Origin of the sequence: Candidatus Accumulibacter aalborgensis, from assembly GCF_900089955.1 — a bacterium.
Lineage (GTDB): Bacteria > Pseudomonadota > Gammaproteobacteria > Burkholderiales > Rhodocyclaceae > Accumulibacter > Accumulibacter aalborgensis.
Map to the genome: position 1 here is coordinate 64,349 of NZ_FLQX01000035.1, position 18,013 is coordinate 82,361.

General features: G+C 62.2%; 21 protein-coding genes. 8 read left to right on the plus strand and 13 right to left on the minus strand.

The window, feature by feature from the left end; all coding sequences use genetic code 11:
- Both ACCAA_RS03355 and asd read left to right on the plus strand, forming a co-directional pair.
- Entirely contained in the window at positions 1-1,056 is a 1,056-nt protein-coding gene (locus ACCAA_RS03355) for a 2-oxoacid:ferredoxin oxidoreductase subunit beta (protein WP_186405828.1), read from the plus strand.
- A gap of 27 nt (positions 1,057-1,083) precedes the next feature.
- Positions 1,084-1,941 (plus strand): archaetidylserine decarboxylase, encoded by an 858-nt coding sequence (asd, locus tag ACCAA_RS03360; RefSeq protein WP_186405829.1) that lies wholly within the window; start codon positions 1,084-1,086, stop codon positions 1,939-1,941.
- Positions 1,942-2,042: 101 nt separating this feature from the next.
- Here the strand turns inward: asd and ACCAA_RS03365 are convergent, their stop codons facing one another.
- The 3 genes from ACCAA_RS03365 to ACCAA_RS03375 all read right to left on the minus strand — a co-directional run bounded on the left by ACCAA_RS03365 (position 2,043) and on the right by ACCAA_RS03375 (position 3,924).
- Positions 2,043-2,546 carry a hypothetical protein gene (locus ACCAA_RS03365; protein WP_186405830.1) on the minus strand — a complete coding sequence of 168 codons (504 nt, stop codon included), beginning with the start codon at positions 2,544-2,546 and terminating at the stop codon, positions 2,043-2,045.
- Positions 2,547-2,551: 5 nt separating this feature from the next.
- A complete protein-coding gene (locus ACCAA_RS03370; RefSeq protein WP_186405831.1) occupies positions 2,552-2,707 on the minus strand; it encodes a hypothetical protein in 156 nt (51 codons plus the stop codon).
- 194 nt (positions 2,708-2,901) lie between these two features.
- On the minus strand, positions 2,902-3,924 hold the full coding sequence (locus ACCAA_RS03375) for a hypothetical protein (RefSeq protein WP_186405832.1): 1,023 nt from the start codon (positions 3,922-3,924) through the stop codon (positions 2,902-2,904).
- 343 nt (positions 3,925-4,267) lie between these two features.
- Between ACCAA_RS03375 and ACCAA_RS03380 the strand changes: the two genes are divergently transcribed.
- The 3 genes from ACCAA_RS03380 to ACCAA_RS03390 all read left to right on the plus strand — a co-directional run bounded on the left by ACCAA_RS03380 (position 4,268) and on the right by ACCAA_RS03390 (position 6,932).
- On the plus strand, positions 4,268-4,900 hold the full coding sequence (locus tag ACCAA_RS03380) for a LysE family translocator (protein ID WP_186405833.1): 633 nt from the start codon (positions 4,268-4,270) through the stop codon (positions 4,898-4,900).
- A 54-nt stretch (positions 4,901-4,954) separates the two neighbouring features.
- Complete coding sequence (locus ACCAA_RS03385) at positions 4,955-5,617, plus strand: carbonic anhydrase (protein WP_186405834.1); 663 nt, start codon at positions 4,955-4,957, stop codon at positions 5,615-5,617.
- 115 nt (positions 5,618-5,732) lie between these two features.
- Positions 5,733-6,932, plus strand: a complete 1,200-nt coding sequence (locus tag ACCAA_RS03390; protein ID WP_186405835.1) for an outer membrane protein assembly factor BamB family protein — start codon at positions 5,733-5,735, stop codon at positions 6,930-6,932.
- A gap of 12 nt (positions 6,933-6,944) precedes the next feature.
- On the opposite strand, the gene ACCAA_RS03395 is transcribed toward ACCAA_RS03390, so the two are convergent.
- From ACCAA_RS03395 to ACCAA_RS03415, 5 genes are all read right to left on the minus strand, one after another.
- Positions 6,945-8,180: a Card1-like endonuclease domain-containing protein gene (locus ACCAA_RS03395; protein WP_186405836.1), complete on the minus strand. Its 1,236-nt coding sequence runs from the start codon at positions 8,178-8,180 to the stop codon at positions 6,945-6,947.
- A 6-nt stretch (positions 8,181-8,186) separates the two neighbouring features.
- The gene (locus ACCAA_RS03400; protein ID WP_186405837.1) at positions 8,187-9,470 is read right to left on the minus strand and encodes a DUF3422 family protein; all 1,284 of its coding nucleotides are present in this window, start codon (positions 9,468-9,470) and stop codon (positions 8,187-8,189) included.
- A 110-nt stretch (positions 9,471-9,580) separates the two neighbouring features.
- Positions 9,581-9,895 (minus strand): BON domain-containing protein, encoded by a 315-nt coding sequence (locus tag ACCAA_RS03405; RefSeq protein WP_186405838.1) that lies wholly within the window; start codon positions 9,893-9,895, stop codon positions 9,581-9,583.
- 173 nt (positions 9,896-10,068) lie between these two features.
- Positions 10,069-10,356 carry a ferritin family protein gene (locus tag ACCAA_RS03410; RefSeq protein ID WP_186405839.1) on the minus strand — a complete coding sequence of 96 codons (288 nt, stop codon included), beginning with the start codon at positions 10,354-10,356 and terminating at the stop codon, positions 10,069-10,071.
- Positions 10,357-10,404: 48 nt separating this feature from the next.
- On the minus strand, positions 10,405-10,593 hold the full coding sequence (locus ACCAA_RS03415) for a hypothetical protein (protein ID WP_186405840.1): 189 nt from the start codon (positions 10,591-10,593) through the stop codon (positions 10,405-10,407).
- Positions 10,594-10,947: 354 nt separating this feature from the next.
- Here ACCAA_RS03415 and ACCAA_RS03420 point away from each other — a divergent pair, with 354 nt between their 5' ends.
- The 3 genes from ACCAA_RS03420 (at position 10,948) to ACCAA_RS03430 (ending at position 11,890) form a co-directional block, all read left to right on the plus strand.
- Positions 10,948-11,283: an ElaB/YgaM/YqjD family protein gene (locus tag ACCAA_RS03420; protein ID WP_186405841.1), complete on the plus strand. Its 336-nt coding sequence runs from the start codon at positions 10,948-10,950 to the stop codon at positions 11,281-11,283.
- A gap of 107 nt (positions 11,284-11,390) precedes the next feature.
- Positions 11,391-11,549 carry a DUF3309 family protein gene (locus tag ACCAA_RS03425; RefSeq protein WP_186405842.1) on the plus strand — a complete coding sequence of 53 codons (159 nt, stop codon included), beginning with the start codon at positions 11,391-11,393 and terminating at the stop codon, positions 11,547-11,549.
- A gap of 29 nt (positions 11,550-11,578) precedes the next feature.
- Positions 11,579-11,890 (plus strand): transporter, encoded by a 312-nt coding sequence (locus tag ACCAA_RS03430; protein ID WP_186405843.1) that lies wholly within the window; start codon positions 11,579-11,581, stop codon positions 11,888-11,890.
- Here the strand turns inward: ACCAA_RS03430 and ACCAA_RS03435 are convergent.
- From ACCAA_RS03435 to ACCAA_RS03455, 5 genes are all read right to left on the minus strand, one after another.
- Positions 11,846-12,631, minus strand: coding sequence for a Crp/Fnr family transcriptional regulator (locus ACCAA_RS03435; RefSeq protein ID WP_186405844.1), 786 nt, complete (start codon positions 12,629-12,631; stop codon positions 11,846-11,848). The two genes, ACCAA_RS03430 and ACCAA_RS03435, sit on opposite strands and share 45 nt — an antisense overlap.
- A gap of 37 nt (positions 12,632-12,668) precedes the next feature.
- Positions 12,669-13,496, minus strand: coding sequence for a response regulator (locus ACCAA_RS03440; protein WP_245754410.1), 828 nt, complete (start codon positions 13,494-13,496; stop codon positions 12,669-12,671).
- Positions 13,493-16,717 (minus strand): PAS domain S-box protein, encoded by a 3,225-nt coding sequence (locus tag ACCAA_RS22675; protein WP_186405845.1) that lies wholly within the window; start codon positions 16,715-16,717, stop codon positions 13,493-13,495. Before ACCAA_RS22675 ends, ACCAA_RS03440 begins: the two co-directional genes overlap by 4 nt.
- A 122-nt stretch (positions 16,718-16,839) precedes the next feature.
- A complete protein-coding gene (locus ACCAA_RS03450; RefSeq protein WP_186405846.1) occupies positions 16,840-17,418 on the minus strand; it encodes a ferritin-like domain-containing protein in 579 nt (192 codons plus the stop codon).
- 317 nt (positions 17,419-17,735) lie between these two features.
- Entirely contained in the window at positions 17,736-17,885 is a 150-nt protein-coding gene (locus tag ACCAA_RS03455; RefSeq protein WP_186405847.1) for a lmo0937 family membrane protein, read from the minus strand.
- Between the last annotated feature and the right edge of the window lie 128 nt (positions 17,886-18,013).

An 18,013-nucleotide genomic window follows, 5' to 3' on the forward strand; every position in this document is an offset into this window, starting at 1 on the left:
ATGACCTACCTCGCCAAACCCACGCTTCACCACCCGACGCTGGCCAAGAATCGCGTCGGCTACACCCGCCGTGACTACGAGGGCAAGATGTCGACGCTGTGCGCCGGCTGCGGCCACGACTCGATCTCGGCGGCGATCATCCAGGCTTGCTGGGAACTCGACATCGAGCCGCACCGCGTCGCCAAGCTGTCGGGCATCGGCTGCTCGTCGAAGACGCCGGACTACTTCCTCGGCAACTCGCATGGTTTCAACACCGTGCACGGGCGCATGCCGTCGGTCCTCACCGGCGCTTACCTGGCCAATCGCGAACTCATCTACCTCGGCGTTTCGGGCGACGGCGACTCGGCGTCGATCGGCCTCGGCCAGTTCGCCCACCTCATGCGCCGGGGCGTAAACATGACCTACATCGTCGAGAACAACGGCGTCTACGGCCTGACCAAGGGACAGTTTTCGGCGACCGCCGACAAGGGATCGAAGTCCAAACGTGGCCAGGTCAATGTCGACGCGCCGATCGATCTGGCAACGCTCGCGCTGGTGATGGGAGCCACCTTCGTCGCGCGCGGGTTTTCCGGCGACAAAACGCAGCTCATCCCGCTGATCCGCGCGGCTCTCGCCCACCAGGGTGCGGCGGTGATCGACGTCCTGTCGCCCTGCGTCGCCTTCAACAATCACACCGGCAGCACCAAGAGCTACGACTACCTGCGCGAGCACAACGAGGCCGTGAATCGGCTCGACTTCTGGCCACCACGCGAAGAGATCACTGTCGAGTACGGCGAGGGCGAGGTCACCGATGTCGGCCAGCACGACGGGTCGATCGTGCGTCTCAGGAAGTTGCACGCCGACTACGACCCGGGCGACCGCATCCGCGCGATGAGCTACATCCAGGAGCATGCGGCGTGCGGCGAGGTGGTCACCGGACTGCTCTACGTCGACCCGGAGGCCTGCGACCTGCATCAGCAGATCAACACCGTCGACCAGCCCTTGAACGCGCTGGGCGCCAGCGATCTCTGCCCGGGATCGGCGGCGCTCGAGAATATCAACGCCTCGCTGCGCTAATGCGTCTTCTCTCTCCCAGGCTCAATCGTGTCCGACCGTCTCGCCGTACTGGCCCAGTACCTGTTGCCCAAACAGGCGCTGACCACCCTCGCCGGCCGACTCGCCAACAGCGAAGCCGGCAGCCTCACCACCAGCGTCATCCGCTGGTTCATTCGCCGTTACGGCGTCGAGATGAGCGAAGCTGTCGATGCAGATCCGGTCGGCTACCGGACCTTCAATGAATTCTTCACGCGACCGCTGCGCGCCGGTGCGCGACCGCTAGCCGACGCCGATTTTCTCTGCCCGGTCGATGGCGCCATCAGCCAGTTCGGCCGCATCGAACGCGACCAGATCTTCCAGGCCAAGGGCCACCACTACTCAACACAGGCCCTCGTCGGCGGCGACGGCGAACTGGCCGCCCACTTCGTCGACGGCGCTTTTGCCACTTTGTACCTCAGCCCGCGCGACTATCACCGGATACACATGCCGGTCGACGGCCGCCTGCAGCGCATGATCTACGTCCCTGGCGAGCTGTTCTCGGTCAATCCGGCCACCGCGCGCGGCGTGCCGGGTCTCTTCGCCCGCAACGAGCGCGTGGTCTGTGTCTTTAACTCTGAGTTCGGCCCCTTCGTCCTGACCCTCGTCGGCGCCACCATCGTCGGCAGCATGGCCACCATCTGGCACGGGACGGTGAATCCGCCGCGCAGCGGCAGGATCCGTCAATGGTCTTACGACGACCAGCAGATTCGTCTCGGGAAAGGCGAAGAAATGGGCCGCTTCCTGCTTGGTTCGACGGTGGTCATGCTGTTCCCGAAGGACACCCTGGCCTTCAATCCCGCCTGGGCGCCAGCCCACCCGATCCGCATGGGCGAGATGATGGCCGGCAAGACCCGGCTACGGGAGTAGCACCGCACCCCGGCGGATCACTCGTCCGCGGAACTCCTCAACCGTCGCGCCGACCCTGCTGCGCTACTCTGCGAACGCATCTGCCCCGGTCCGAAGGGCCGTCAGCCTGGCCGGCAAAAGTCATCGTCAATCCATGCCGTGGCGCTGGCCATGGTCAGTTTGAATCCCGGCTGCACGCGCAGCTCGGCCAGTTGCTCGCCAGAGGCATCTTGCGCCGCAAGCAGGGCATGGGGATCGTCTTCATCAGGAACGATGTCGAGAGTGACCCTGACGCGACCAGTCTGCGCACTCACCGTGATGCTCTTGTGGTACATGGCATGTTTTTGTTGCTCGTGTCGACGCAGGACCTCCGAAGCGGTCTTGACCAGCGTATTGAAGGCCGAGACGTCGAGCGGTTTGGGATTCCTTTTGTCACGCCCCATCGTCCAGGGGCCGACCAGGGCGGGCTCGGGTTCGCCGTCCTTGATCATCGCCACGGCCCATCCGTCATCGTCTTCGTTCTTGATGACCCGCGCGGTCCACCCGTTGTTGCGCCAAAAGCGTGGCTCGTTGACCGGGGTGGACCGCTCGTCCTCGACGGCCTCGTCGCCTGGGCTGAAAATCATGGCCCCTAATCCTTGCTGCCGTTCTTTCGCGGGGTAGCGGTGCTTGTGGCTTCCGGCTTCGGCGCTTCCGGGCTGTCGCCAATCACCCCTTTGAGCGGACAGATCTTGAACGCGGGGCATTTTTGGCAGCCAACGACGATGGCAATCGGGCAAAGAGTCATAAGAATTCTCCTGTAGAGTGGAAAAGGTGGATGAGGTGGATAAGATCGGGAAGTATGCGCGCGATCGGCACCGGAAAGTGGGCGGCCTCACCTAAAGCGACCTTCCGCTCTTGTAAGGAACTGACGATGAACGATTTTCTGGTTCAAGCGATCGCGTTTGTGGTCCCCTTTACAGAACTGCTGAGCGCCGCTGGTCAGCCGAGGAGCCTCTGCGCCTGGTCAAGCAAGCTCCCGCGGCGGATGAGCTCGCCGCGGGGAAAGCGACAGGCGAGCAGGTTCACCACCGGGGAACGCCTGACCACCACCTTCGGCACGGTGATCTCGATGGCCGCCTCGCCAGATCCCTCGGGCAGCACGATGTTGAACTGGTCGAGGCGCAGTTTAACCATGCGGATCTGTATATGGTCGGAGCCGTGAGTGAGCACGTCCTGCACCCGCTCCAGGACGAACTGCAGGCTCTCCCCGCCATTCCGACATGCGGCCAGCGCGCGCTCGTTCTCGGTAAGCTCCCGCTCCACGTCTTCGATCTTCGCCAACGCACCACCACCCTCGTCCAGCATCGGCTCGAGTCCGACCCGCTGGCCCTTCAAGATCAGTAGCCGCGCCTGCATCATGGCGCGCTGCCCCGTCAAATCCCTGCGCTGCATATCTAGCGATGCGATCTGCTCCAGTGCTTCCGTGAGCAGAAACTTGAATGCACGGCGTCGGATCTCGATCCGTGCATCGTGCTCGCAGCCGCTCGGCAGGACGACCTTCTTGTCCTCGAAGGACACGGCCGTCCGCGCTACGTCGTACCGAACGACATCGCCCTGGACCGCGACGCCGAAGCCTTCCCGCTCGCGGCCGAGGAAGCGCAGCGTCGCCCAGACCTGATCCGCGCCCGGTGTCGCTGAAAAAAAATCCTGAACCTGCACGCTGCGGCTGAAAACCGCCGGGATGTCCTGTGCGGTGGCAAAAAGAGCGCGCAAAGTCGGGCTCGCCGACCAGACAGAGGCGCTCGCTTCAATTGCGGGCGGAATCTGCGCCTCCAGCTCGCGACAGTAGAGCACTGCCCGCACCACCGCTGGGGCGAGTTTGCGGTGGTAGCCCGGGACGAGCTTCAGGCGCGGATTGACGATGCGCACGACCTGCTCGATGCGCTGGTCGACTACTGCGGGGTCGACCGTCGAACCGGTCGCCTCGTCACTGCTGGTGAAGAGCCAGTCCAGAATTCCCATGCGTGCCTCCCTTGCCGTCCAACTGCTTCCCCCTCTTCTGCCAAACTTCTACCGTACCACGGCAGGTGAATCTGTGCACCAAGACATAACAGCGACCACCGGTCGCCCAGGCGGTTTTCCGCGGGCGTGTCGGTGAGCGCCAGGCGCATGCCTCCAGGACGTTTGCGACACAGCGGCGAGCGAATACAATATGCTGAGCATCGTTGCTTTTCCCCACCCCCTGGAGCAAGGCCATGAAGAAGATCTTACTCGCACTCTGTCGCGCCACTACCGGAATCCTTGTGCATGCGGCCGGATTCTCTGCGGGCGTAGCCAGTAAGACGCGGCAGTCAAGGGGGAGCGCATGAGTCTGAATACCTGGCTGCTGTTCGTCGTCACCGTGTTTTTTGTGTCCGCCACCCCTGGCCCCAACATGTTGCTGGCCATGAGCCATGGGATACGTTTCGGGGTGCGCGGTGCCCTGCCGACGATGGCAGGTCTGCTGTCCGCCTTGGGCCTGATCATGGCCGCCTCGCTTGCCGGGCTGGGCGCCTTGCTGGCGGCATCGGAAACGGCGTTTGCGCTCGTCAAATACGCGGGCGCTGCGTACTTGGTGTACTTGGGCTATCAAGCCTGGCACGCGCCAATCAGCGAAACCGCTTGCGCTATCGATACCGGGGCTGACGCAGTGATCAGCAGCGCGCAGCGTTTTCGCACAGGGTTTCTGGTGGCCATGAGCAACCCGAAAGCCTTTGTGTTTTTTGCCGCCCTGTTTCCGCAATTCATCCGGGCCGATACGCCGCAAATGCCACAATGGCTTGCCCTGGGGGCCACTTTCTACGTGATCGAAAGCAGCTGGCAACTGGCATACGTCTACGGTGGAGCGTCACTCCGGCGGTGGCTGAACAGCCCTCCGCGTCAGCGCTTGATGAACCGCTTTGCGGGTGGCTCCTTCATGGCTGCTGGCATTGCCCTGAGCACGGTCAGCAATCGCTGAGCACCAGCGCGCTACTATATGCTTCAGGAACAACCGTCGCTGTGCGTCAGACCCATGAAACGTCTTCTCTTGCCGCTGTTGCTATCCGCCGCCACCGGCTGGGCCTCTACCTGCGATAGCGGGCAGCGACAATCACCGATCGACATCACGGCCACGACGCGACAGAAGCTGGCTGCCCTGACCTTCGATTACCGTGCTTCGCCGCTGAGAATCGCCGATGATGGCCACACGGTGCGGGTGCGCTTCGGCAATGGCAACCAGTTGTACATCGGCACTCAGCGCTACACGCTACAACAGTTCCACTTTCACACGCCGAGTGGCGACCGCATCGCCGGCAAGGAATTCCCGATGGCGGCACACCTGCTGCACAAGAGCTCCTCGGGACAGTTGCTGGCGGTCGTCGTGCTGTTTCGCATCGGCGCCGAGAACCCGCTGCTGGCTTCCCTGCTACCGCTCATTCCGGCGCGCGGCGACGGCGCTCACGCGCCGCCGGGGCTTACGGTCGATGTCAGCCGCCTGCTGCCGGCATCCCGAGGCTACTACCGCTACCCAGGCTCATTGACTGCCCCGCCGTGCACCGAGGGCGTCGACTGGATCGTCCTCAAGCAGCCGCTGGAACTGTCGGCGGCGCAACTGGCGCGCTACCGCGAGCGCTTTGCCGACAATGCCCGAGCGGTACAGCCGCGGCATGACCGCCTGGTGCTGGAAAGCCCTTGACCCGAGCAGTGCTGGCAGACGCACACTCCTTTGCTGCAGGTCAAGATCAGCCACCAGCGAGTGTTGGACAATGGCGGCCATGCTCGCCGTCCGCCGGCGCACCAAGGAAATCCGGATGCCCACACAAATCGCTTCCCATGCACGCTTCACGGCCACCCGGCGGGCAACCGGCGCGGGCCTCGCCGCATTCACCATCGCCTTGGCCGGAACGATGCTGACATTGGCTGCGCGGGCCTCGCCGGTCGCGCCTCAGCCCGAGAAAGCCGTCAAACCGGCCGGGGTGGAAGTCCAGGTGACCGCGGAAATGACCGGCGCCGGCATGGTCTCCAGCGGCGTCAAGCTTCCCGCCATCCCCCCGGTGACCGGCGACCGCAGGAATCCGGTTCCGTCGTGGGGGAAGCCCCTGCCCTACCCCATCGTGATCGCTGATCGGCGCAACAACCGCTTGCTCGAAGTGGCCCCCGACAAGCGCATCGTCTGGGAGTTTCCGTCGCCAAACCTGAAGATCTATCGCGGCAACGAAGACGTCAACTTTTCGGTGGACGGCAAGCAGTTGGCGGTCAGCGAGGAAGACAACTTCGACGTCCATCTCGTCGACTACGAAAAGCGCACGCTGACCTGGACCTACGGCATACCCGACACCCGCGGCAGCGGCGAGGGCTTGCTGAACTACCCGGACGATGCGCACCTGCTCGCCGACGGCAAGTTCATCACCGCCGACATTCGCAACTGCCGCGTGCTGATCATCGATCCGCAGGATAACAAGGTGCTCACCCAGTGGGGCACGCCCGGCAAGTGCAGGCACCACCCGCCGCATGAACTGGCCCACCCCAACGGGGCGACGCCGATGGACAACGGCGACATCCTGATCACCGAAATCAAGGACGCGTGGATCTCGCGCGTCACGCGCGCGGGTCAGGTGCTGTGGAGTGTCAAGGCACCGAACATCCGCTATCCTTCGGATGCTTTCCCGACGGTGGATGGCAAGCAGGTCATCGTGGCTGACTTCTGGCGGCCTGGCCGGGTGGTGATTTTCGACCCGGCGACGCGCAAGGTCACCTGGGAGTACTTCGTCAAGGACGGTGACAAGATGCTCGACCACTGTTCGATCGCCCGCGAACTGCCCGACACCGGCGACATCCTGGTGGTGGACGATCTGAACGACCGCGTGATCGTGATCGACCGCAAAACCAAGGAAATCATCTGGCAGTACGGCGAGAAGGGCAAGAAGGGCTTCACTCCAGGTTTGCTGAACTATCCCGATGGCGTGGACCTGGACGTCTTTCGCGACTGGAAGGCGGCGCTGCGCAAGTAAGGCCGCGAGCGATCACGCCGGCGGCGGATCGAGGCCCATCCACTGACGAACGTCCTCACGCAGATCGACCAGGTGCTCAGGTTCGATCAGACGAATGCGATAGGCGCGGGCACGCTCGCGCGCAGCGCAGCCGGCCCCTTGCTGTAGCCGTCGCGCAGTGAGCAGCCAGGTTTCGCCCATCGCGCCGCCGACATGGCGGCGCAGACTATCCAGGCGATTGAGGATCGACTGGCTGCCGCCTTCGGTGCTGATCTGCACGCCGGTCTTGCATTCAAGCACCAGCAACTGGTTGCGCCACACCAGGGCGGCATCGAGTTCGTTGCCTGCCATCTCCTGCACACCCTGGCCGGCGTCGATACGCACATTGGTTCCCCAATGACCATCGGGGAGGACTCCATCGGCCTGCAGCCTGGCCAGCGTCAGCCAGGCCCATTCCTCGAGCCAGCCGCCGCCAGCATAGCGCGCGGCGGCCTCGTCGGCAAAGAGGAAACCGCGATCGCCGTCCCACTGCCAAACAGCCGCCTGCTCGAAGGCGCGGGCCAGTTCGTGGTTGTTCCGGAACAACTGACGTTCGGCAATGACTTCGCTGCGGAAGGGGCGTGCGATGCTGCCGTCTGGTCGCGTAAGCGCTATCGCTTCGCGCGTCAGCCGGTTGACGTAGCCAAAATAGCCGTTGAGTTGCGGCGCCTCACGGGCGAGGAGATCGGTCAGGTCGGCGCGCGCCGCAGCGGCGCTGGCGAACTCGACGTTCCAGGTGGGATCGGCCACCACGCGATAGCCCTGCATCTGCAGCACGTCGTTCAGGTGCAGCATGTCGGCCGGCAGCTCGAGCGATGCAGCCCCGCCCAGATGCTCCAGCATGCTGTGGCGGGTATCGCAATACCAGGCATCGCCAAGCCCGCTCAGTGCCCCCAGGAAGCCGAAGGACATCACCTTGGTGCCACCGCTGGCATTGAGGTCGATCGGCAGGCCGGGATGCCGGCGCTGCAGGTCGCTGGCCAGTTCTCGGGCATAGCGGGTGACGCTCGCCAGATCGTGGTCGGGTGTGTGTTCGACGATGCGTACCGCATCCTCCGGCCAGCCGGCATCACGCAGTACATGGCTGACCTGCTCGGCACCCTTGCGCACCGGGTCGACGTCACTGGTCGCGATGACCACGTGCGCGGATCGCAGGCGGAGAGCGGGCAGCGTGTTCTGCATGATCTGGTCAGAGGCCAGGCAGACGAGGATACGCGGCTGAAATTGCATTCGCTGTTACCACACGGCGCGTTGCACGACACGACGGATGTGCCGGACGCCGAGCGCCGCGATGACCACGACGATCGGAATCGCGATGCCGGTGACGATCTCCGTATCTACCGCCACACCCGCGGCCTTGACCGCCTTGGCCGCATAGCCGATCAAGCCGACAACGTAATAGCTGACCGCTGCTACCGACAGCCCTTCCACTGTCTCCTGCAAGCGCAACTGCAACCTGGCTCGCCTCGCCGCGGTGCTCAGCAGCGCCTGGTTCTGCCGTTGCAGGGCGATGTCGACGCGCGTGCGCAACAATTCGGTAGCGCGGCTGATCCGCTCCGACAGGCTGTCCTGCAGTCTGGCGACGGTTTCGCAGGTGTTCATCGCCGGCATGAGGCGCCGCTCGACGAACTCGCGCAAGGTCGACAGCCCTTCCACGCGCACTTCGCGCAGTTCCACGATGCGACGTTCCACCATCTCCTGGTAGGCGCGTGCGGCACAAATCCGACCCAGTGTGGACGAAATCGTGTTCTCGACGAGAGCGGCAAGCCGCGTCAGCCGGTCGAGCAGAGCCGGTTCGTCTTCGCTAGTGACGGTGACCATTTCGCTGATCAGCGTGCCGAGTTGCTGGTCGGCATCGAACAGTACCGGCAAAGTAGCCCTGGCCAGGGGAAGCGTGAGCAGCGCGCGCATGAGATAGGTTTCCAACTCCGTCAAACGCTGCACCATCCGTCCTGCCTGGCGCTGGGTGAGGCTCACGTCCTCGATCAGGAAACGGCTGAAGCCGTCGGCATGGATGCGAAAGTCCGCCCTGACGCTGGCGACGCCGTCGCCGACTCGCGAGCCGACGAGCGGGTTACCTTCGAAGAACAGGGCCAGTTCCTCGCTGGTGGTCGCTTTCTTGGCTGCCGTTCGCAGCGCCACGTGCGCTGCCACCAGAACCTGCCCGGGCAGGCTGGCGAGCCAATCTTGCGGGACGCTGCCAATTACTGGCTGGGCGAACGGATCGTCGAACGGCCCCTGACGGAAGAAGGTGAAGCTGTTGCACTCGGTGCGGCGCTCCCACTTGACACGAAAGGTGCCGAGGTCGGCCTGGAAATGGTTGACATCCGGCGCCGGGGCCGCCACCCCATAGCGTGTGCACAGAGCGACGATGCTCTCGTACTCGGCTTGCCTGTTGGAGGGATCGGTGGCCAGTGCGAGATACGATGCCTGCTCCGGGATGTTCAGCGCTTCCGGCGGACGGGCATGCAACTCGTAGTTGAGCGCGAAGCGCTGCGGATGATTGACCGGGTTTGCCATGCTGCTCCTTCATCGGCTTCGTCGTTGAATTTCTGACGAATGATAACCGATGAGGGTTACCAGTCGCTGCACAACGTCAGGCCCCGCAGCGACTGGCGATCAGGCAAGGCTCACTTGACGCGCATATCGTTCTTGACCGATTTTACGCCCGCGACGCCGCGCGCCACCTCGGTCGCCTTGTTCGCCGCTGATTGCGAGCTCACGAAGCCGCTCAACTGGACGACGCCCTTGAAGGTCTCCACGTTGATTTCGGCTGATTTCAGCGACGGCTCATTGAACACTGCCGCCTTGACCTTGGTCGTGATGGCGGTGTCGTCAACATACTCGCCGGTCCCCTCCTGCTTTGGCGTCGACGCGCAACCGACAGCCGAAGCCAGCGTCACGGCGAGGAATACTGCGGAAAGATACTTGCTGATTTGGTTCATGGTTGAATCTCCAGTGGTGAGTCAAAAAAGACCGTGCGAGCGGCACGGCACGCGGCGAGCATGGTATCGCTCATGGTATGGCTGGCTTTCGCGGGAATTTGCAGCGCGCCAAAGGCAGAGACAACCGCCTTCGGCCATTGAGACCAGGTCTGGTCGGCACCCTGCACGCCTGCTTACTTGTCCGCAATCACTTTTTCGGTCATCAGGTAGTCCTTGATCTCATCGGAAAACGTCGCATCCTGGCGCCGAATCCACTCCAGCAGCATTGAGGCATGTTCCTTTTCCTCGTCCCGATTGTGCTCGAGGATGCCCTTCAATTCCGTGTCCTCGCAGACCTCGGCACGCTGGTTGTACCAGTCCACCGCCTCCAGCTCTTCCATCAGGGACACAATGGCCCTGTGCATGTCGCGTGTTGCCGCAGACAAATCTTCTACAGGCTCGTGATAACCGACGCTGGACATTTTCTTCTCCTGATGATGCCGATGATGGCGGGTTTGTGGCAAAGAGCGTCACGACACAGTCGCAGGAGCATCGTTCCCTGCGGGGCGTCCGCATTCATCTTCCCAGTCGTGCAGTTCGTCCCGGTTCTGCGCTTCCTGTGCTTTGACAGGGTGCTCAGTGCCCAGCAAGACGACTGGCGACGCGACTGCGCCAATGCGCGCAGTACGGTGTCGATGACTGTTGATGAAGGTGTTCATGAAAGTGAATCTCCTATGCAGGTGGGCAGTCTAGGCGCACCATTCGGCGCGATCTGTACGGTCACGCACACAGCGCGAGAGATGCTGACCAAGCTCAGACCCGGAGCGGTAGCCTTTCCCGACGTCGTTGTGCGCCACCGAACGCCCTGCGTACGGTGGCGCACAGACTGCACAGTGGGCGAGGAACAGAATCCGTGACCGAGGGATGGCGGCGCTTGAATACGCGGCCATCTGTCAAGAGAGACAGGCGGGTCGCGCAAATGCAGCCGACCCGTTTCTCGCCAATGGCCATGATGGGCAGGGAATCCCGACCGTCATCGTCACCCCGCTCAAGCACTTACACCAGGAGATGTGATGACTAGCAGATTTTTCGCACGGCAGCGGACGGTTGAAGGCACGAGCAACAGGCTCGGCAAGGATCTCAGGAGTGCCGTCGACGACGCCAACTACCTGCTGCAGGACATGGCCAACACCACCGCAGAGGAATTCGCCACGGCAGCCACGAGGATCGGAGAAAAGGTCGCCGAGGCCCGAGACCGATTCGACGACGCGCGACTCGCGGTAAGCAAGAAGGCCAGAGTCGCGGCAGATGCCACCCAGGAGTACGTACTGGACAACCCGTGGAAGCTTATCGGAGTTGCCGCTGCAGTCGGGCTGATCATTGGCGTCTTGGCCAGTAGCCGCCGCTGATCGATGTCGCAAGACAAAGCGCGGCGCGCCAAGGAAAACGCAATTGCTGCACCATGCGAGGTCTCTCGAACGCCGCGATATCACGAATTACTGTGAGGAGAAATGAAATGTCATTGGGAACCATTCTGCTGATCGTTCTGGTGTTGATGCTGCTCGGCGCGATTCCAGCCTGGCCGCACAGCCGGGCCTGGGGTTACGGTCCCAGCGGTGGCCTTGGGCTGGTGGTGTTGATCCTGATCGTCCTGTTGGTAATGGGCAGACTCTAAGCGCATTGCCTTGATTCTTGAGTTTGGCCATGACACGACCTGAACGCTTTCCCACTTTTTACCTGACTATTCTCTGGTTTATTTTTGCCGGTTGCGCTGCCGCACTCGAACAGGAGGGCGCAGGCGACGTTCTTCACGGGATGATCCGGAACACGAAGAGCAAAGCGGCGAATTTCAGTCAAACCTCGCTGAAATTCGCCGAAACCACCGCTGGCACCTTCAGGGGTATTCCGCAACTGAGCGGTTTCACCAGCTCTCGGGCCAACATCAAGCGAGCCGAAGTGACGACGGGAGAATTACCGCCCGCAAGACGGCAGACGCGGCTGGCCGGACGATGGTGAGTTGACGACCGTTGGCACACCCTGGCGAGAACGCACATCGGAGAGCAGGCGGATCAATTCCTTGCTGACCACGGCGTAGCACTCGCATGCGCGCGTCTCCAGTCCGGAGCGGTCAAGGACAGCAATGTGTCCACGCCGGTAGCGAATGAAGCCTGCTTTCTGCAAACGCCCGGCGACCTCAGTGATGCCTTCCCGGCGCACACCGAGCATGCCGGCGATCAATTCCTGGGTCATGATCAGGTCACTGCTCTGTAGACGATCGAGGGTCATCAACAACCAGCGGCACAGTTGCTGCTCCACCGAATGGTGCCGATTGCAGGCCGCGATCTGAGCCATCTCAGTCATCAGCGCCTGGGTGTAGCGCAGCAACAAACGTTGCAGCAAGCCGCCGCGACTGAATTCCTGCTTCAGCAGGCGGCCCTCCAGCCGATAAGCGTGACCCGCGGTCTGCACGACGGCCGAGCTTGGCGTGCTGTTCCCGCCCATGAACAGCGGAATGCCGACTACACCCTCGTTGCCCACCCCCGCGGATTCGGACGACGCGCCAGAAGCCATGACGTAGTGCAGCGAGACGATGGCGGTAGTCGGGAAATAGGCGTGCTGCAGCTCTATGCCAGGTTCGTAGAGCATGTCCCCGAGCGCCAGCGGCACCAGATGCAGGTGCGCGGCCAGAGGCTCGAATTCGGCCGTTGGCAAGGCGGCAAGAAGATGGTTTTGACCTGGACTATGGAGCGTTGACATTGCTGACCCTCAATACGCCTGGATTCTGATTCAGAGTCTACTTGGGCGCGCTGACTTCCACTCCGATTCCACGGTAGCCGACGAAACGGCACGAGCGGTTGAACATCGGCTCGCCGCTTACCCGAAACTGCTGTTGCGAGCCATCGGCATTGACGCGGTGAAAGAGAAAATCAAGGAATGGCTGTCGAGCAGCGATGGTCGCCTGCAGCACCTCCCGCTCCGCTTCATTCCAGCCTGCGAGCACAGCGTCACTGGTGGTCTCTCCCACCAGTGGGCCGACGCGGATTCCGAGCATCTCCAGGACCGGACCGGAAACCTTGGTGAAGTTCATCGTCTCGTCCTGCTCCCAGTACCAGTCGGACGCCAGTTCGGTCAGGCTACGATAGCGGGCTTCGCTTTCGCGCAGTTCGGCGGTCCGTTCCTGCACCGTCTGTTCCAGTACCGTGTTGTAGTTTTCGAGCTTCGTGTACAGCAGCCGCACTTCCAGCATGTTGCGGATGCGCGTCCGGACTTCGACCAGATCGAACGGCTTGCTGATGAAATCCCGCGCGCCGACCTGCAAGGCACGCAGTTTATGGCCCGGCTGGGCGGTGATCACGAGCACCGGCAGGTAGGCATCGGCAGCGTTGGTCTTCAGGCCCTCCATCACCTGGAAGCCGTCCATCAAAGGCATCTGCAGATCGAGCAGGATCAGGTCGTAGCAGTTCCTTCTATGCAGCGAGCAGACATCCTGAGGATTCATCGTCGAGGTCACGCAAGTATAGCCGGCCTCACTCAGCATTTGCTCGAGCAGAAGGACATTGGGTTCCTGATCGTCAACGATCAGGATGCTGGCAGCAAGGATTTCGGACTCGGTAACCATCATGCTCCTTCCTGGTTCGCTGCACGGGCAGCTTCTTTTTTTGCAAATCTCAAGGCCACGTCCAGCGTTTCCATGAACTCGTCGACCTTGATCGGCTTGGTGAGATAACGGAAGAACCCGGCTTGCAGTCCCTTCTCGATATCGCGGGGTATGGCATTGGCACTGAGAGCAAGCACCGGGATGTGCGCCGTGTCCGGATCTTCAGCCAGTATTCTAAGCGCCTTGATGCCGCTGATTCCCGGCAGGTTGATGTCCATCAGGATAACATCCGGCAGCGCGGCACGCGCAATCTGGATGCCGTATGTGGCGTCCCGAGCACTCAGGAAGCGGATATCATCCCGACGCGCAATCAGATCCTCGACCAGCATCAGATTCGCCGGGTTGTCCTCGACGTATAGAACGGTCTGCAGGGGCGCCTCGCCACGGCCCTGCGTCAGGGCAAGCTGCACCGGCTCTGCTTTGCGGGCGGCCACTTGCGGGGCAGTGATGCTGTCCAGTTCGATCCAGAACACACAGCCTTGCCCGACGGTGCTTTCCACACCGATGACGCCGCCCATCAATTCGACCAGCCGTTTGCACACCACCAGGCCGATCCCTGATCCCTCCTCGACGTTGGTCTTCTGTCCGAGACGATTGAAGGGTTGAAAAAGCTGTGCAAGCTGTTCCGCAGCCAGCCCCGCTCCGGTATCCCGGACGCTGATGCGAGTAGCATTGGGAAGACTTGGCGTGCACTCCACGGTGACCGCGCCGCCCACCCTGTTGTACTTGATCGCGTTGGAGAGCAGGTTGATCAGCGCCTGCTTCAATCGCGTCCGGTCGGCGTTGACAAAGCAGGGGGTTGGGAAGGGAGTGAAGGCCACGCGGATGCCACGCCGGTGCGCCTGCGCTTCGACCATCGCCTCGCATTCGTCCATGACTTCGGTGAGCGATACCGGCTCCACCGACAGCGACAGTTTCCCGGACTCGATCAGCGCGAGATCGAGGATTTCGTTGATCAGCTCCAGCAAATACCAGCCAGCCTTGAGAATCTGATCGATGCTTCGCTTCTGGGCGAGAGTCGGCTGCGGCGAGCCGGTTTCGATGAGTTGCGCAAAACCGAGGATCGCACCGAGCGGCGTACGCAATTCATGGCTCATGCTGGACAGAAAATCCGATTTCGCGAGGTTGGCTCTTTCAGCAGCGACCTTGGCGCTCTCCAGCTCGGTGTTCTTGTCATGCAGTACCTGATCGAGGAGCGCCCGCTCCGCTTCGACCCGCTTACGTTCCGTGGTGTCGGTGCCGATCAGCAGGTAACCGATGATGGTGCCCTGAGTGTCGTGCAGCGCAGTGACCGATACCTCGGCCGGGAAGCGGCTGCCATCCTTGCGGACATAGGTCAACTCGTAGACGTCGACGATGCCGCGCGAGGCCTTGAACACCAGTGCCTCGAAGCCCGGCGCAATCGGTGTCGAGAACTCGGCGCTCAAGGCACTGGCACGCACAATCACTTCCTGCGGATCGGAAATGTCGGCCGGCGTGATCTTGTCCACCACTTCGGCAGCCGCGTAGCCCAGCATCCGTTGCGCGCCGACGTTGAAAATCTGGATGACGCCCTGAGCGTCTGTGGCGATACTCGAGAAATTGGCGCTGTTGGAAATCGCGGTCTGCAGTGCCCCGGCTTTGAGCAGCGCCTCGTCAGCCTGCTTGCGCGCCGTGATATCGCGCAAGATACCGGTAAAGTAACGCTGGCCGCCCAGCCACATCTCGCTCGCTGCTATCTCCAGCGGGAAAGCGCTGCCATCCTTGCGCCGGCCGACGACTTCGCGCCCGAGGCCGATGGCGCGCGCTTCATCGCTCGCGCGGTAAAACTCGAGGCTGCCATTGCGCTGTCCTCGATCAAGTTCGGGGATCAGCAAACTGAAGTCTTGCCCGATGAGATCTGCGGCGGCATGGCCAAACATCTTCTCAGCCGCCGGATTGACCGTCTTGATCAGGCCGTCGTGGGCATGCAGGGTGACGATGCCGTCCACGACGGTGTTGAGAATCGTCTCGATCAGCGCGGCGCTGTCGCGCAAGGCCTGCTGCGCTGCGTATTCCTCGGTGACATCGCGGAACACCAGCACGGCGCCGACGACCAGACCTTCACGGTCGAGAATCGGTGCGCAACTGTCAGCGATCGCGCACTCGCTACCGTCGCGCGCTATCAGTACCGTGTGGTTGGCGAGGCCCTGCTTCGTGCCATTGGCCAGGGTGTCCATCACCGGAATAGCCGAGGGTTGACGCGTTTCCTGGTTGATGATGTGGAAAACTTCGTCCACCGGACGACCCGTTGCTTCGGCCTGCGTCCAACCCGTGAGTTGTTCGGCAACTGGATTCAGTCGCGTCACACGCGCCCGGGCATCGGTGGCGATCACGGCGTCGCCGATCGAGTTGAGCGTTACGGCGAGCTTTTCCTCGCTGTTGCGCAAGGTGGTGTTGGCCTGCTTAAGTTGCTCATTGATCGCCTCCTGACTCTCAAGCAAATGCTGCGTTTCGGCATGGAACGAGTTCGTCAGCCGCTGCTGTGTCTGTCGGTGAATCAGGCGGGCGAGCGACAGACCAAAGAGCAGCGCCAACAGGCTGGCGCTGACGATGAGGATGAACAAGCGGTGCATGCTGGCCTGGAAATCAGCCTCATGCTCGACCATCGAGGCTTGCTCAGCTTGAATGAATCCGTTCATTTCGGAACGAATCGAGTCCATCAACTGCTTGCCGTCGCCACTGCCGGTGGGCTTCGGCGCGGCGTTTGCTTCACCGCTGCGACGCAACTCGATGGCTTGCGACATCTCCGCCAACTTGGCGTCCATCAAGGGCACCAGGGCATCTAGTTTGCGCTGCGCAGGACCGCTCAAGCCGAGTTGACGCAACTGCACCAGACTCTCGCTGATATGGTCGCTTACGGCCAGATACGGCTCCAGAAAGGCCGTGTCGCCGGTCAGCGAGTAGCCGCGCTGACCGGTTTCGGCATCGGTCAGGTTAGCGAGCCAATCACCCGCGCTTCTGATGACCAGCGACGAGTGCTGTCGCGCCGCGGCAGCTTCTTCGACCTGCCTGAACGACCAGAACGATGCCGCTACGACGAGCAGGAACAGCAGGGCAGCGGCGGCGATCGAAGCGCCGATTTTCTGCGTCGCCGGCGAGGCGATAAGGCCGCCGACCGCGCCGACATCGGTCACCAGGCGGGCACTGTTTCCTGTTGCGGACATGGTCTGTCTTCCTGAAAGGGGTAAGGGATCCGGCGGGGAAACAGCGTTGCTCGGGCCGGCAAGCGACGACTCTGAGTCGTGCACGGTCTGTACTCGACATTCCGCTTCGGATCACCGTCGGGTCAGCCCTTCCCGTAGCCTTTGACATCCTTGAGGAGCGACGACAAGTCTTCGGCGTGCGCCTCCTCGCTGGCAAGTATGTCCTCCAGCATTCGGCGCGTGCTTGGATCCTGATCGCGGAGGGAGGCAATCACCTCGCGATAGCTCTCGATCGCGATACGCTCGGCAATCAGGTTTTCGGTAATCATGCTCTTGAGCGAATGCCCTTCGACATACTCCGCATGGCTGCGTGCTGCCAGCCCGTCAGGCGAAAAATTCGGCTCGCCGCCGAGTTCGATAATGCGCCTGGCGAGGAGGTCGACATGCGCCATCTCCGCCGCTGCGTGGTCGAGGAAGCGGGCAGCGACCGGCGTGGCCTGAATCCCCGCGGCCATGAAGTAGTGGCGCTTGTAGCGCAGCACGCAGACCAACTCAGTAGCCAATGCTTCATTCAACGCCTCGATCACGTTCTCGCGGTCGGCGCCATAGCCCGCAGTGACCGCGCCTCTGTCGAGATGCTGTTGCGCTCGCTCGCGCAGACTCCCGACCTTGGCAAGCGGCGGCTGTTTCGAGAATACGCCTCTTAGCGCAATGGCTTCCATTCCCTACTCCTCATCATGGCGGTTGGCTGGTACGCGCGGCTTGAGCAACTCCGGCTTGAGGGTATTCCGGGAAGCGAGTCCGGACTCAGGAGCGCCAGGGAGGAACGTACCGTGGCCCGAGCCACGGATGGCGCCAGACTGCCGCCTTCATCCTCCCACGTGCGCAGCCCTTCTTCGAGCCGCCGCTTTTCCAGGCGGCCGGGGCGACGGCTGACGGCAAGAGCGCCCGCAGCGCAGCCGGCAAGCGCCAGGGCGACTAACGCAAATTTGCTGATAATCATGATTTCCTCATTTTTGGCTATCCTTGTTCTGTGAAGTCAGCCGGAGCGGCGCCCGCTGATCAGGTTGACCAGAATCGAGATGACGGCGATGACCAGCAGAATATGGATGAAGCCTCCCATGGTGTAGGAAGTCACCAGACCCAGGAGCCAGAGGATGATGAGAACAACAGCGATCGTGTACAGCATGGCAGCTATCCTTTCCAGGTTGAGTTTGAGTTCTCTCGATCAAGAATTCGCCGACACCGAGCGGTGGCTGGCGTTGAGCCAGCGATTGGAATCTCACCCCTTTTCGCTGGCTGCGGAACTCGATTCAC

What these genes read in the sequence shown, in the direction of transcription:
- ACCAA_RS03355 (WP_186405828.1), top strand. Translation starts at nt 1, where the DNA reads ATGACCTACCTCGCCAAACCCACGCTTCACCACCCGACGCTGGCCAAG.
- ACCAA_RS03365 (WP_186405830.1), bottom strand. Translation starts at nt 2,546, where the DNA reads ATGATTTTCAGCCCAGGCGACGAGGCCGTCGAGGACGAGCGGTCCACC.
- ACCAA_RS03370 (WP_186405831.1), bottom strand. Translation starts at nt 2,707, where the DNA reads ATGACTCTTTGCCCGATTGCCATCGTCGTTGGCTGCCAAAAATGCCCC.
- ACCAA_RS03375 (WP_186405832.1), bottom strand. Translation starts at nt 3,924, where the DNA reads ATGGGAATTCTGGACTGGCTCTTCACCAGCAGTGACGAGGCGACCGGT.
- ACCAA_RS03380 (WP_186405833.1), top strand. Translation starts at nt 4,268, where the DNA reads ATGAGTCTGAATACCTGGCTGCTGTTCGTCGTCACCGTGTTTTTTGTG.
- ACCAA_RS03385 (WP_186405834.1), top strand. Translation starts at nt 4,955, where the DNA reads ATGAAACGTCTTCTCTTGCCGCTGTTGCTATCCGCCGCCACCGGCTGG.
- ACCAA_RS03390 (WP_186405835.1), top strand. Translation starts at nt 5,733, where the DNA reads ATGCCCACACAAATCGCTTCCCATGCACGCTTCACGGCCACCCGGCGG.
- ACCAA_RS03395 (WP_186405836.1), bottom strand. Translation starts at nt 8,180, where the DNA reads ATGCAATTTCAGCCGCGTATCCTCGTCTGCCTGGCCTCTGACCAGATC.
- ACCAA_RS03400 (WP_186405837.1), bottom strand. Translation starts at nt 9,470, where the DNA reads ATGGCAAACCCGGTCAATCATCCGCAGCGCTTCGCGCTCAACTACGAG.
- ACCAA_RS03405 (WP_186405838.1), bottom strand. Translation starts at nt 9,895, where the DNA reads ATGAACCAAATCAGCAAGTATCTTTCCGCAGTATTCCTCGCCGTGACG.
- ACCAA_RS03410 (WP_186405839.1), bottom strand. Translation starts at nt 10,356, where the DNA reads ATGTCCAGCGTCGGTTATCACGAGCCTGTAGAAGATTTGTCTGCGGCA.
- ACCAA_RS03415 (WP_186405840.1), bottom strand. Translation starts at nt 10,593, where the DNA reads ATGAACACCTTCATCAACAGTCATCGACACCGTACTGCGCGCATTGGC.
- ACCAA_RS03420 (WP_186405841.1), top strand. Translation starts at nt 10,948, where the DNA reads ATGACTAGCAGATTTTTCGCACGGCAGCGGACGGTTGAAGGCACGAGC.
- ACCAA_RS03425 (WP_186405842.1), top strand. Translation starts at nt 11,391, where the DNA reads ATGTCATTGGGAACCATTCTGCTGATCGTTCTGGTGTTGATGCTGCTC.
- ACCAA_RS03430 (WP_186405843.1), top strand. Translation starts at nt 11,579, where the DNA reads ATGACACGACCTGAACGCTTTCCCACTTTTTACCTGACTATTCTCTGG.
- ACCAA_RS03435 (WP_186405844.1), bottom strand. Translation starts at nt 12,631, where the DNA reads ATGTCAACGCTCCATAGTCCAGGTCAAAACCATCTTCTTGCCGCCTTG.
- ACCAA_RS03440 (WP_245754410.1), bottom strand. Translation starts at nt 13,496, where the DNA reads ATGATGGTTACCGAGTCCGAAATCCTTGCTGCCAGCATCCTGATCGTT.
- ACCAA_RS22675 (WP_186405845.1), bottom strand. Translation starts at nt 16,717, where the DNA reads ATGTCCGCAACAGGAAACAGTGCCCGCCTGGTGACCGATGTCGGCGCG.
- ACCAA_RS03450 (WP_186405846.1), bottom strand. Translation starts at nt 17,418, where the DNA reads ATGGAAGCCATTGCGCTAAGAGGCGTATTCTCGAAACAGCCGCCGCTT.
- ACCAA_RS03455 (WP_186405847.1), bottom strand. Translation starts at nt 17,885, where the DNA reads ATGCTGTACACGATCGCTGTTGTTCTCATCATCCTCTGGCTCCTGGGT.